This is a genomic window from Pseudorhizobium flavum (assembly GCF_044142885.1).
Classification (GTDB): Bacteria; Pseudomonadota; Alphaproteobacteria; order Rhizobiales; family Rhizobiaceae; genus Neorhizobium; species Neorhizobium flavum.
In genome coordinates this window covers 177,940-190,476 of record NZ_JBIOKZ010000006.1, presented here as the reverse complement: position 1 = coordinate 190,476, position 12,537 = coordinate 177,940, and the positions used below count along the sequence as shown (strand labels likewise).

Genomic DNA, 12,537 nt, shown 5'->3' with positions numbered 1-12,537 from the left:
ACAGGTCCGGCGAATGTTCAGTTCTCGATCGTGAACTGAACCCGGTCGGCGGGGAAGCGGCTGACCGAATACTGGATCGGGGTCCCTTTCGTGTCCGCGTTCAGTGACCGCGTCACCAGCAGGACTGCTCCTGCCGACAGACCAAGGTCTTCCATGTCGGCACGTTCCGCGTGGCTGGCGGTGATCTCCGTCGTGACGCGCAGGTAGTCGGATAGTCCAAGGGCGTTTAACGCTGCCGTGATGGAACCGCTGTTGCGATAGGCTTCGTCGATCCCGGCGAAGCGTGACGCCGGAAACCAGGCCGTCGCCCGAGAAACCGGCCGGCCATCCGCCTTGCGCAAGGTCTCAAGCCGGATGAGCGGCGCACCTTCTGCAAGCCGGAGCCTTTGCGCCAGATCTTCCGACGCGGGCTCCGCACCACTTTCCAGCAGCAGTCCTTCCGTCTCCCTCGCCTGTGCACCAAGACCTTCTATGAACCGCGTCCGGCGCGAGATTGGAAAGTTCAGCCGTTCCTTCCGCTCAATGATCGTACCCAATCCCTGAACAGCTCGGACGATGCCTTCCTGGGCGAGTGCCGCCAGTGCACTGCGCACCGTGTGGCGATTGACGCCGAATTGCATCGCCAGGACGATTTCCGGCGGCACCCTGCCCGTCTCGTCATATTCGCCGTTTGCAATGGACGCACGGATGCGATCGGCAATCTGGCGCCACAGGGCCACGCCGCTCTGCCGTTGAACCTGAGATCCCGCCGCCATCGTCATACTCTTGTTACATCCTGCCGTTAGCTGTAGAGTAACTTGTATGGTTGTCTATAACAATAGACATTTGATGGAAAGATGATGACAAACCCCTCGACCGACATTTCGGATGGGCCGCGCCAGGGCCGCCAGCGAACCGCTGCACTGCTTGCTCGCGCTAGCTTCGATGAACTGAACGCCGCCTGGCAAAAGATAGCCGAGAAGCCGGAGGTCAACCCGGTCCGCGGACCGGAAACGGGACTGGTAATGGTCCGGGGCCGGATCGGAGGCGGCGGCGACCCCTTCAACCTCGGCGAGGCGACTGTCACGCGAGCCACCGTCTTGCTCGCCTCCGGCACTGCCGGCCACGCCCATTCCCTTGGTACGGACAAGGCGAAGGTCCGCATGGCAGCGATCTTCGATGCCCTTTGGCAGGAAGATCAGACACATGCCTTTGTCGAGGCGGAAATCCTCGGCCCGATCGAGGCACGGATCGCGCAGCAAGATCGGCAGAAGGCGGAAGAGACGGCGGCGACGCGCGTCGACTTCTTCACCATGGTCCGCGGAGACGATTGATGAGCATGAACGTCCAGGCGCTGTCCGGCGGCTTCTCCGCCCCGGTGTTCGATTCACAAGCCGTGTTCCGCTCGCTGATGGACGGGATGGCCCGTCCGGGGACGGTTCAATCGATCACAAGCGAGATCGGACAACCGTCGCCCCTTGGGAAGGCTGCGGGGGCGGTGGCACTTGCCTTATGCGACGCGGATACTCCCGTCTGGCTCCAGCCCTGCTTTGCCAAAGCAAGCGTTGCCGACTGGATCGGCTTCCACACCGGTGCTCTTCTCGCGCAGGAGAAAAGCGAGGCAAGGTTCGTTTTCCTGCAGGCAGCCTCCGGGCTCTATTCCTTCGACCTCTTTGCATCCGGGACGCAGGAATATCCCGACCGCTCGGCAACCATCGTGATCGAAGTTTCATCGATCGGCAAAGGCAGCGAGCTCGTTCTCCGCGGGCCAGGCATCAAGGAGCAGCGGACCGTGAGTGTTGCGGGCCTTCCGGATGTTTTCGACGAAATCTGGAAGGGGAACCGCTCGATCTTCCCGCGCGGAGTCGACGTCATCCTGACGGCCGGCGACCGCCTGCTCTGCCTTCCCCGCACAACTAGGATCGGCTGAGGAGAACGCCATGTATGTTGCCGTCAAGGGTGGCGAGGTTGCCATCAACGCCGCCCACAGCCTCCTCGCAGACCGCCGCCGAGGCGACCGGTCGCTGCCTTCCTTAACGATCGACCAGATCGTCGAGCAGCTGGCGCTCGCCGTCGACCGCGTCATGGCGGAAGCCTCCCTCTACGACCGAGCATTGGCGGCTCTTGCCGTACGTCAGTCTCGTGGAGATATGATCGAGGCCATCTTCCTGCTTCGCGCCTACCGTACCACGCTGCCCCGCTTCGGGGCCTCTGTTCCCATAGACACCGCCCGGATGGCGATCGAACGGCGTATCTCTGCCACCTACAAGGACCTGCCGGGCGGGCAGGTACTCGGGCCGACCTTCGACTACACCCACCGCCTGCTCGATCCCTCGCTTCTGTCGGATGAACCGGTTCCGACACCATCACGGAAGGAGCCGCTTCCCGACACGACGACGCGCGTCTCCGATATTCTCGCCACCGAGGGGCTGATCGAGGAGGACGGCGCCTTGCCGGAGGACGAGCCTCCTGGGGACCTCACGCGCGAGCCGATGGAATTCCCCATGGGGCGCGATCTGCGACTGCAGGCACTTGCCCGCGGCGACGAGGGCTTCCTGCTGGCACTCGGCTATTCGACGCAGCGCGGCTATGGCCGCAACCACCCGTTCGTCGGCGAGATCCGTATCGGCGAAGTCGAGGTCGAGATGGAGGTGCCGGAACTAGGCTTTACAGTCTCCCTCGGCTCCATCCAGGTGACGGAATGCCAGATGGTAAACCAGTTCAAGGGCTCTTCCAAGGCGCCGCCGCAGTTTACCCGCGGCTATGGCCTGGTCTTTGGCCAGAGCGAGCGGAAGGCCATGAGCATGTCCCTGGTCGATCGGGCGCTGAGGGCGGAGGAACTGGGTGAGGATGTCACGGCGCCGGCCCAGGACGAGGAGTTCGTAATCTCGCACGCGGACAATGTGCAGGCGACAGGCTTCGTCGAGCATCTCAAGCTACCGCACTACGTGGATTTTCAGGCGGAACTTGCGCTGGTGAGGAAGATGCGCGCCGACATCGCGGCAGCCGAAAGGGGCAACAGCGCCATTCGAGACGCTGCGGAATAGATGATCAGTCGCGGCCGGTTTCGCTGTACCAGTACGCACAGCATAGGCCGCTCGCTGCGAAGACCGAGAAGAACATCGTGATCAGAAGGCCAGTATCCATGACTATCGTCTCCTTTTGCATTGGAGAAACTCATCATGTCTCCTGAGGTTCCGTCCGACCAAGGTCTGGCGACCTACAACTTCGCCTATCTCGACGAGCAGACGAAGCGGATGATCCGCCGCGCGATCCTCAAGGCGATCGCCATACCGGGCTATCAGGTTCCGTTCGCTTCGCGCGAGATGCCCATGCCCTATGGCTGGGGCACCGGCGGCGTGCAGGTGACGGCCTCCATCATCGGGCCGGATGACGTGCTCAAGGTGATCGACCAGGGTGCCGACGACACGACCAATGCCGTATCGATCCGGGTCTTCTTCCAGAAGGTCGCCAACGTGGCCGTGACGACCCATACCGGAGAGGCGACCATCATCCAGACGCGCCACCGTATTCCCGAGCAGTCGCTGACCGAAGGGCAGGTACTTGTCTACCAGGTGCCGATCCCAGAGCCCCTGCGCTTCCTGGAGCCTCGCGAGACGGAGACGCGCAAGATGCACGCGCTGGAGGAATACGGGCTCATGCATGTGAAGCTCTACGAGGACATTGCGCATAATGGCCGGATCTCCAAGACCTACGCCTATCCGGTCAAGGTCGCCGGCAGGTACGTCATGGACCCCTCGCCGACGCCGAAGTTCGACAATCCGAAGATGCACATGTCGGACGCGCTGCAGCTCTTCGGCGCCGGGCGCGAAAAACGCATCTACGCCATCCCACCCCATACGGAGGTCGTCAGCCTCGACTTCGAAGACCACCCCTTCGAGATCCAGCGCTTCGAAAAGCCTTGCGCACTCTGCGGCGCAGAGAATGTCTATCTCGATGAGGTGATCCTCGACGACACGGGCGGCCGGATGTTCGTCTGCTCGGACACGGATCATTGCGAGAAACGCCGCGAACAGGGCCATGCCGGGGAAATGCTGGCTCACCAGGAGGCTGCGGAATGAGCGAAACACCGCTTCTGAGGGTCAGGGAGGTCTCGAAGTTCTACGGGCAGCGTATCGGCTGCAAGGCGGTTTCCTTCGATCTGTGGCCCGGCGAGGTGCTGGCGATCGTCGGCGAATCCGGCTCCGGCAAGACGACGCTGCTGAACTGCATCTCGACCCGCCTCATGCCATCGACCGGCAGCGTCGAATATGCCATGCGCGACGGCAGCATCCGGGACCTCTACCACATGGGTGAGGCAGAGCGCCGCTTCCTGATGCGCACCGACTGGGGCTTCGTCCACCAGAACCCGGCGGATGGGCTGCGGATGACGGTCTCGGCTGGCGCCAATGTCGGGGAGCGGCTGATGGCCGTCGGCAATCGTCACTACGGCAACATCCGCTCGACCGCCCTTGATTGGCTGACGCGAGTGGAGATCGGCACGGACCGTATCGACGACGCCCCTCGCGCCTTCTCGGGCGGCATGCGCCAGCGGCTGCAGATCGCACGAAACCTTGTCACAGGTCCGCGCCTCGTCTTCATGGATGAGCCGACAGGCGGTCTCGACGTCTCCGTGCAGGCGCGTCTGCTCGACCTCGTCCGAGGCCTCGTCAACGACCTGGGGCTTGCCGCCATCATCGTCACCCACGATCTGGCGGTTGCGCGGCTCCTGTCGCACCGGATGATGGTGATGAAGGACGGCCACGTCATCGAACATGGTTTGACCGACCGTGTGCTGGATGACCCGCGCGAGCCCTATACGCAGCTCCTCGTCTCCTCCATTCTGCAGGTATAGGAGAGCATCATGGCAACTCCCCTCGTCGTCTCGGAAGTCTTCAAGAGCTTCACCATGCACCTGCGCGACGGCATCCGCCTGCCCGTCGTCAATGATGTCAACTTTTCGGTCGCCAGCGGCGAATGCGTCGTGCTTGGCGGCCCTTCAGGCATCGGCAAGAGCTCCATTCTCAAGATGCTGTACGGCAACTACGCCGTCGATGCGGGCCAGATCCTGGTCTCCCACCGCCACCGGACGGTCGACATCGCCAGCGCCGATCCTCGCACGGTGCTGGATGTGCGCCGTCATACCATGGGCTATGTCAGCCAGTTCCTGCGAACCGTCCCCCGTGTCTCGGCGCTTGATGTCGTCGCCGAGCCGCTGCTGGCGCGTGGTGTCGGTCCCGATGAGGCGAGGGAAACGGCATCGGCACTGCTGTCGCAGCTCAACCTCCCCAAGGAACTCTGGAGCCTGCCGCCGGCAACCTTTTCCGGAGGCGAGCAGCAGCGCGTCAACATCGCGCGCGGCTTCATCACCGATCACGGCATCCTGCTGCTCGACGAGCCGACCGCCTCGCTTGACGCCCGCAACCGGCGTGTCGTCGTGGAGATGATCGCCGAGAAGAAAGAAAAGGGCGTGGCGCTCCTGGGCATCTTCCACGACGAGGAAGTGCGCGAGGCCGTCGCAGATCGCGTTCTGGATGTGATGCAGTTCTCGCCACGAAGGGCCGCCGCATGAGCGTCAAGGTCGGACTTAAACCCTCCATCCACGCGAGTGCGAATGTGAGGAACTCGGTGCTCGGACGCTACACGGAGGTGGCGGAGCGCTGCCGCATCGACGAGGCGGAGATCGGCGACTATTCCTATATCATGCAGGATGGCGCGGTGTGGTGCGCCACGATCGGCAAGTTCGTCAACATCGCAGCTTCGGTTCGCATCAACGCCACCAACCATCCGACATGGCGGGCGACGCTCCACCATTTCACCTATCGTGCCGCCAACTACTGGGACGATGCGGAGAACGAGGAGGAGTTCTTCGAGTGGCGCCGGGAGCATAGGGTCACGATCGGCCACGACGTATGGATCGGTCACGGCGCAACCATCCTCCCCGGCGTCACCGTCGGTAATGGCGCGGTCATCGGAGCCGGTGCGGTCGTATCCAAAGACGTGGCACCCTTTACCATCGTCGGCGGTGTTCCCGCGAAGCTCATCCGCGAGCGCTTCACGAAGGAGATCGGCGAGCGGATGGACGAACTCGCCTGGTGGGATTGGGACCATCGCAAGCTGCGCGCTGCACTGGATGATTTCCGCAGTCTGACGGCAGAAGATTTTCTCAGCCGGCATGGCAGCCATTCGCAGGCGGCGAAAACGCTTGAGGCAGGATGAACGGAAGAATGCCATCATCATTCTGTCACGCAAATCGCCTAGCGCAGGGCCGGTGTCGGGAGCCCGACCCAACCTGCAACCCATCAGCCTTCACCTGAACGCAGATCGAGTTCATGCGCTACGCCATCTATTTCTCACCCGCTCCCGATGACCCGCTGACCGCGACGGCCAGCGAATGGCTGGGGCGCGATGCCTTTTCGGGGCAGATGCTCGATCCGCCGGCGTCGCTTTCCCTGCCGGTGGCGCAGTGGCAGGACCTGGTTGCCGAGCCGCAGCGATATGGGTTTCACGCCACGCTGAAGGCACCGTTCGCACTTCGCGAGGGACGCACAGAGGCAGATCTCGTCGATGCGTTCGACCGCTTCGTGGCAGCCACGGAGACCCTTGCCATTCCGCGGATCGTTGTCGGGCAGCTCGGGCCCTTCTTCGCGCTCGTTCCGGGTGATCTTCATCCGCCGCTGCAGGCATTTGCCGCTTCCGTGGTCGAAGCGTTCGAACCTTTCCGGGCACCCCTTTCCGAGGCCGACGTCGCACGCCGCAGACCGGAGCGCCTGACCCTGGCGGAGCGGCAGAACCTCGACCGGTGGGGCTATCCCTATGTCATGGACGAGTTCCGCTTCCACATGACGCTGACGCGGCCGGTCGATGGCACTCTTGCTCCGCATGTTCATGCCGAGTTGCGGCAGCGTTTTGCACCTTATGCAAATGCACCGCTCGCCATCGACGGTCTTGCGCTCTTCGTCGAACGCAGCCGCGGCGAGCCCTTCACGATCCATCGATGGCGGCCCCTTGGCATGCCGCAGGACAACAGAAAGATCCTCCCATGAGCGTAGAAACCGTTCTGTCGAATGCCCGCATCATCGTCGGTGACGAGATCATTGCCGGATCTCTGGTCATCCGCGACGGACGGATTGCCGAGATTTCCGCGGGGGCGTCTCGGGCCGGGGAGGATTTCGAGGGCGACTATCTCATTCCCGGACTGATCGAGTTGCACACGGACCATCTCGAGCAGCACTACTCGCCGCGCCCCGGCGTCCGCTGGAACACTACGGCTGCCATACAGGCGCATGACGCTCAGGTGGCGACCTCAGGCATCACGACGGTCTTCGACTGCCTGCGCATGGGTGCGGACGAGGATGGTGGATTCGAAAAGGGGGAGATGCGCAGCCTCGCCGATGCCATCCAGGCTGCCCAGGCCGACGGACGGCTACGGGCAGAGCACCTCTTCCACCTGCGCTGCGAGGTTTCCTCGGACAACGTGCTCGAGCATTTTGCCGACTTCGAGCACGATCCCTATGTCCGCCTCGTCTCCCTGATGGACCATGCGCCGGGCCAGCGGCAGTTCCAGTCGATGGACCAGTATATCCTTTACTACAAGGAGAAGCGCGGCCTGAGCGACGAGGCCTTCGCTCACTTCGTGGCACGGCGCCAGGCGGCTTCGGCCAAATACGCCGCCGGCCACCGAAACGAATTGGCCCGCATCTGCGCCGAGCGCGGCATCACCGTCGCGAGCCATGACGATGCGACGCTCGATCATGTCGACGAGGCAATCGGTCACGGTGTGCGGCTGGCGGAATTCCCCACCAGCTTCGATGCCGCGGAGGCGTCACACAAGGCGGGGATGAGCGTACTGATGGGCGCCCCGAACATCGTTCGAGGCAAGTCGCACTCGGGCAACATTGCTGCGCGTGAGCTTGCTGAACGCGGCGTGCTGGACGTGCTTTCGTCCGATTACGTGCCGCTCAGCCTGCTGCACGCGCCCTTCGTGCTCGCCGACGATATCGATGCCATCTCGCTTCCGCGAGCGATCGCGATGGTCACCTCCACGCCCGCACGAACCGTGGGGCTGGATGACCGTGGCCGGATCGCACCCGGTCTTCGCGCCGACCTCGTTCGCGTCAAGCGCGACAATGGTGTGCCGGTAGCACGCGCGACATGGCGGGAAGGCCGGCGGGTGGCGTGATGGGCGACGCTTCTTCAGCCCGGCGTACCATTGCCGGCAGGCTGATCGTCGTCGTCGGGCCGAGCGGCGCCGGCAAGGACACGCTGATGTCCTATGCCGCTCAACACTTAAAGGAGCGGCCGGAGGTGGTCTTCGTGCGGCGCGTAATCACGCGCGACGGAGGTTCCGGTGGAGAGGACCACGACGCTGTGTCCGATGCGGCCTTCCGCCGGATGTCCCAATCTGGCGGCTTCGCCGTCTGGTGGGAAGCGCACGGCCTCTGTTACGGAATCCCGATCGAGACGCGACATCAAATCGACCTAGGCCATGTCGTGGTGGCGAACGGCTCGCGTGCCGCCCTGCCCCACTTCAGCGCCGCATTTCCGGCAATGACCGTCATCAATGTCACGGCGCGACCTGAGGTTCTGGCTACCCGGCTGGAATCACGCGGACGGGAAACGCGCGACGAGATTCTCCGACGGCTGCAGCGCAGTTCACCGCAGCTCGTCGGGCCCTACGAGCTTTTGACGATCGACAACAGCGGATTGATCGAGGAAGCAGGTCAGGCCATGGTCGATGCCCTGACGAGGTATCTTCCGGCTTTCTCGTGTCGCTAGTGCGCCTCGTCCCAGTTTGACGCTGCGCGCGCATCGACCTTCAGCGGCACCTTCAAGGCGATCGCCGGCATAGCCGCCTGCTCCATGGTCGCCGTGATGACGGGCAGCGTCTTCTCGATCTCTGCGTCTTCCACTTCGAAGATCAGTTCGTCATGGACCTGCAGAAGCATGCGGGCAGACAGGTTCGCAGATTGGAGAGCCTGTTCCATCCTGACCATGGCGCGACGGATGATGTCGGCGGCCGACCCCTGGATCGGCGCGTTGATGGCAGCCCGTTCGTTGAAGGAGCGCACCTGCGGATTGGAGGACCGTATCTCCGGATAGTGCGCCCGGCGACCGAAGATGGTTTCGACGTAGCCGTGCTCGCGGGCGAATTCCTTGGTGCTGTCCATGTAGTCGCGGATGCCGGGGAATCGCTCGAAATACTTCTTGATGTACTCGCCTGCTTCGGAGCGCTCGATGGAGAGCTGGTTCGCCAGACCGAAGGCGGAGATGCCGTAGATGATGCCGAAGTTGATCGCCTTGGCGCGGCGGCGGATCTCGCTTGGCATGCCCTCAACCGGTACCCCGAACATTTCCGAGGCGGTCATCGCGTGGATGTCGATGCCGTCTGCAAACGCCTGGCGCAGTTGCGGGATGTCAGCGACATGGGCGAGTACCCGCAGTTCGATCTGGCTGTAGTCGGCAGAGACAAGCTTGTGGCCGGATGTGGCGATGAAGGCGGTGCGGATCTTCCGTCCTTCGGTCGTGCGGATTGGGATGTTCTGCAGGTTCGGCTCGACCGACGAAAGACGCCCGGTCGTCGTCGATGCCAGTGAATAGGACGTGTGAACGCGCTTTGTCTGCGGGTGGATGTAGCCCGGCAGAGCGTCTGTATAGGTAGACTTTAGCTTGGTCAGTTGCCGCCAGTCGACGATCTTGCGCGGAAACTCGTGCCCGGCCGCAGCCAGGTCTTCCAGCACCTGCGCCGAGGTGGACCACTGGCCCGTCTTCGTCTTTGCCCCGCCCGGCAGGCCCATCTTGCCGAACAGGAAGTCGCCCAGCTGCTTCGGTGAGCCGATCGTGAAGCGCTCGCCGGCGATCTCGTAGATCTCGTCCTCTATCGCCGCGGCCTTTTGCGCGAGCTCCCCCGACAGCCGAGAGAGTATCTGGCGGTCGACCGTGATGCCGCGCTCCTCCATGCGGGCGAGCGTGGAGACCATCGGCCGCTCCAGCCGCTCATAGACGCGCATCAATCGGTCGGCGACCAGCCGCGGTTTCAGAACCATGGCAAGCCTGAGGGTGAGATCCGCCTTTTCGGCGGCGTAGACCGTAGCCCGGTCGATCTCGACCATATCAAAGCTCACGCCAGACTTGCCCGTCCCCGCGACATCCTTGAATGAGACCGGCATATGGCCAAGCCAGCGGTCGGAGAGCGAATCGAGGCTGTGTCCGCCCCTGCCTGCCTCCAGGACGTAGGACATGAGCATCACGTCGTCATAGGCGGCGATTTCGATCCCGTACCGCTTGAGGAGCAGATAGGCATATTTCAGGTTATGCCCGACCTTGAGGACGGAAGCATCTTCGAGCAGGGGCTTCAGCCGCTCCATCACCTCGGCGGCGGTCAGCTGATTGTCGGCACGGCCATTGCCGAGCAGATCATTGCTTCCAGTCTTGTGGCCGAAGGGGATATAGGCGGCCCGGACGTCGAGACCGGACGCATTACGGCTATTGTCGGCGAGCGCCAGCGAGATCCCCACGACATCCGACAGCATCGGGTCGATGGACGTTCCCTCGGCTTCAAAAGCCACCAGTCCGGTTTCCCGGGCTGACCGGAGCCAATCGTCCAGGTCCTCCAGATCGTCGATCGTGACGTAGCAGCTCTTGTCGATCTTCGCCGTCGCGAAGGCCTCAGCTCGTGCCTTGGCAAGTTCCGCCGGGGTACTGTTGCCGTAGGGGTCAGTTGTGCCGGCCTTGCCACCGGCAGGCGTCGCTACCCTGGGCTCGGCACTGCTGGTGCCGGCATCGAGATCCGGCCCCCGCGCCGCCGCTCCCCATTCGACCTGCACGTGCGCCGGCTCGATCGCGCTGGCATCGCAGTCGCAGGCCTCCGCCACACGGCGCGTCAACGTCCCGAATTCCATGGCCTTCAGGAAACCGATCAGCTTCGGTCCGTTCTGCGGCTCCAGCACGAGAGCATCCAGCGGCATATCAAGGGGTGCATCCGTCCGCAGTTCAACGAGCCGGCGCGACAGGCGTGCCAGTTCCGCATTGGCAACGATGTTCTCACGCCGCTTGACCTGCTTGATCTCCGCAGCACGGGCGAGAAGCGTATCGAGGTCGCCGAACTCCTCCAGGAGCTGGGCTGCGGTCTTCGGGCCGATCCCGGGGATGCCGGGGACATTGTCGACGGAATCCCCGACCATTGCCTGCAGGTCGATCATCTTCTCAGGCGGCACACCCCATTTCTCGATGACTTCTGGTATGCCTATCTGCTTGTCCTTCATGCTGTCATACATGTGGACATTCGGGGTCACGAGCTGCATCAGGTCCTTGTCGGACGAGATGATCGTGACGTCAGCGCCGATCGCTTCCGCCTGCCTAGCATAGGTGGCAATGATGTCGTCCGCCTCGAAGCCTTCGGTCTCGATACAGGGAAGGTTGAATGCCCTCGTTGCCTGGCGGATCAGCCCGAACTGCGGGATCAGGTCTTCCGGCGGCTCGGAACGGTTCGCCTTGTAGGCGTTGTAGAGGTCCTTGCGGAAGGTCTTCGCGGAATAGTCGAAGATCACGGCAAAATGCGTGGGCGTCACCCCGACCGAGGTGTCGCGCGCATCGGTGAGCAGCTTCCAGAGCATGTTGCAGAAGCCCGAGACCGCCCCCACGGGCAGGCCGTCGGACTTGCGGGTCAGTGGGGGAAGGGCGTGGAACGCCCGGAAGATGAAGCCGGAGCCATCGACAAGGAAGAGGTGATCACCTTTTTTCATGGCTATGGAATAGCGTGGGGCACCCGCGTCGTCCATGAAAATCAGGCCGCGCCTAGCGGCTCGGCATCACCCGAACGTTACCGATTTGTAATTCTGCATTCCCTTGAAAAGCCCGGTTTCACTTATCATCTCCAGCTTACCGGCGACTGATCACGCCGCAGTCCGGCAGCTGGCTCGTCCCCCGCCGCGCCGGACCGGACAAAGGCCTCACCCCCTCTCCGGGCCTTTGTCCTCCTGTTGAAACCGCCATGGCCGTTCCCCTCCCGGCCGTGGCGGTTTTCTCTTGTCAGGCCTCCCACCACAGGGTTGGCGAAAGCATGGGCTGCTATATATTCGCGCAGTACTGCCGACAGGGCTCCCTTCATGCCGTTCGACCGCTCCCATAGCGCAACTTATCTCGCCGGCCAGCTCGCCAAGTGCTTCGCGCGATCGCTGCAGAATCGGGCAGCGGGGCTCGGTTTTTCGCCCGGCCAATTCCCGGTTCTCCTGGAGCTGTGGCAGGAAGACGGTCTGACGCAGAAGCAATTGCTGGATCGACTCGAGGTCGAGCAGGCGACACTCGCCAATACGCTTGCCCGCATGGAACGTGACGGACTGATCCGTCGCGAGCCGCATCCCCATGACGGGCGGGCACAAATCATCCAACTGACGGAAAGCGCCAGGGACCTTGAAAAAAGTGCGATCGATGCGGCAGCCGAGGCCGATGCCGCACTTTTCGAAGGTTTTCGTCAGTTCGAACGGGAACTGATGCTGGAATACATGCGAATGGCGATAGAGAATGCCCGCAAGGCCTGAAGGGGCGGCTCGGGCGGGG

13 protein-coding genes are annotated in these 12,537 nt (G+C 63.0%); 11 read left to right on the top strand and 2 right to left on the bottom strand.

What is annotated here, in order from left to right:
- Positions 1-17: 17 nt before the first annotated feature.
- Entirely contained in the window at positions 18-755 is a 738-nt protein-coding gene (gene phnF, locus ACEPP2_RS13580) for a phosphonate metabolism transcriptional regulator PhnF (protein ID WP_395516909.1), read from the bottom strand.
- Positions 756-836: 81 nt separating this feature from the next.
- Between phnF and phnG the strand changes: the two genes are divergently transcribed.
- The 10 genes from phnG to phnN all read left to right on the top strand — a co-directional run bounded on the left by phnG (position 837) and on the right by phnN (position 8,757).
- Positions 837-1,313: a phosphonate C-P lyase system protein PhnG gene (gene phnG, locus ACEPP2_RS13575; RefSeq protein WP_077548539.1), complete on the top strand. Its 477-nt coding sequence runs from the start codon at positions 837-839 to the stop codon at positions 1,311-1,313.
- Positions 1,313-1,909 carry a phosphonate C-P lyase system protein PhnH gene (phnH, locus tag ACEPP2_RS13570; RefSeq protein WP_395516908.1) on the top strand — a complete coding sequence of 199 codons (597 nt, stop codon included), beginning with the start codon at positions 1,313-1,315 and terminating at the stop codon, positions 1,907-1,909. The genes phnG and phnH overlap by 1 nt, the downstream gene beginning before the upstream one ends.
- A gap of 10 nt (positions 1,910-1,919) precedes the next feature.
- A complete protein-coding gene (locus tag ACEPP2_RS13565) occupies positions 1,920-3,026 on the top strand; it encodes a carbon-phosphorus lyase complex subunit PhnI (protein WP_281977729.1) in 1,107 nt (368 codons plus the stop codon).
- 135 nt (positions 3,027-3,161) lie between these two features.
- A complete protein-coding gene (locus tag ACEPP2_RS13560; RefSeq protein ID WP_395516907.1) occupies positions 3,162-4,061 on the top strand; it encodes an alpha-D-ribose 1-methylphosphonate 5-phosphate C-P-lyase PhnJ in 900 nt (299 codons plus the stop codon).
- On the top strand, positions 4,058-4,834 hold the full coding sequence (gene phnK, locus ACEPP2_RS13555) for a phosphonate C-P lyase system protein PhnK (protein ID WP_077548535.1): 777 nt from the start codon (positions 4,058-4,060) through the stop codon (positions 4,832-4,834). The genes ACEPP2_RS13560 and phnK overlap by 4 nt, the downstream gene beginning before the upstream one ends.
- 9 nt (positions 4,835-4,843) lie before the next feature.
- A complete protein-coding gene (gene phnL / locus ACEPP2_RS13550) occupies positions 4,844-5,551 on the top strand; it encodes a phosphonate C-P lyase system protein PhnL (protein WP_281977732.1) in 708 nt (235 codons plus the stop codon).
- Positions 5,548-6,198, top strand: coding sequence for a DapH/DapD/GlmU-related protein (locus ACEPP2_RS13545; protein ID WP_395516906.1), 651 nt, complete (start codon positions 5,548-5,550; stop codon positions 6,196-6,198). Before phnL ends, ACEPP2_RS13545 begins: the two co-directional genes overlap by 4 nt.
- Before the next feature lie 113 nt (positions 6,199-6,311).
- Positions 6,312-7,025 carry a DUF1045 domain-containing protein gene (locus tag ACEPP2_RS13540; RefSeq protein WP_395516905.1) on the top strand — a complete coding sequence of 238 codons (714 nt, stop codon included), beginning with the start codon at positions 6,312-6,314 and terminating at the stop codon, positions 7,023-7,025.
- Entirely contained in the window at positions 7,022-8,161 is a 1,140-nt protein-coding gene (locus ACEPP2_RS13535; RefSeq protein WP_077548531.1) for an alpha-D-ribose 1-methylphosphonate 5-triphosphate diphosphatase, read from the top strand. The genes ACEPP2_RS13540 and ACEPP2_RS13535 overlap by 4 nt, the downstream gene beginning before the upstream one ends.
- Positions 8,134-8,757: a phosphonate metabolism protein/1,5-bisphosphokinase (PRPP-forming) PhnN gene (gene phnN / locus ACEPP2_RS13530; RefSeq protein WP_395516904.1), complete on the top strand. Its 624-nt coding sequence runs from the start codon at positions 8,134-8,136 to the stop codon at positions 8,755-8,757. Before ACEPP2_RS13535 ends, phnN begins: the two co-directional genes overlap by 28 nt.
- Here the strand turns inward: phnN and polA are convergent.
- Positions 8,754-11,723, bottom strand: coding sequence for a DNA polymerase I (gene polA, locus ACEPP2_RS13525; RefSeq protein ID WP_395516952.1), 2,970 nt, complete (start codon positions 11,721-11,723; stop codon positions 8,754-8,756). The genes phnN and polA overlap by 4 nt on opposite strands.
- Positions 11,724-12,086: 363 nt before the next feature.
- Here polA and ACEPP2_RS13520 point away from each other — a divergent pair, with 363 nt between their 5' ends.
- Positions 12,087-12,518, top strand: a complete 432-nt coding sequence (locus ACEPP2_RS13520) for a MarR family winged helix-turn-helix transcriptional regulator (protein ID WP_077548529.1) — start codon at positions 12,087-12,089, stop codon at positions 12,516-12,518.
- The last annotated feature ends 19 nt before the right edge of the window (positions 12,519-12,537 follow it).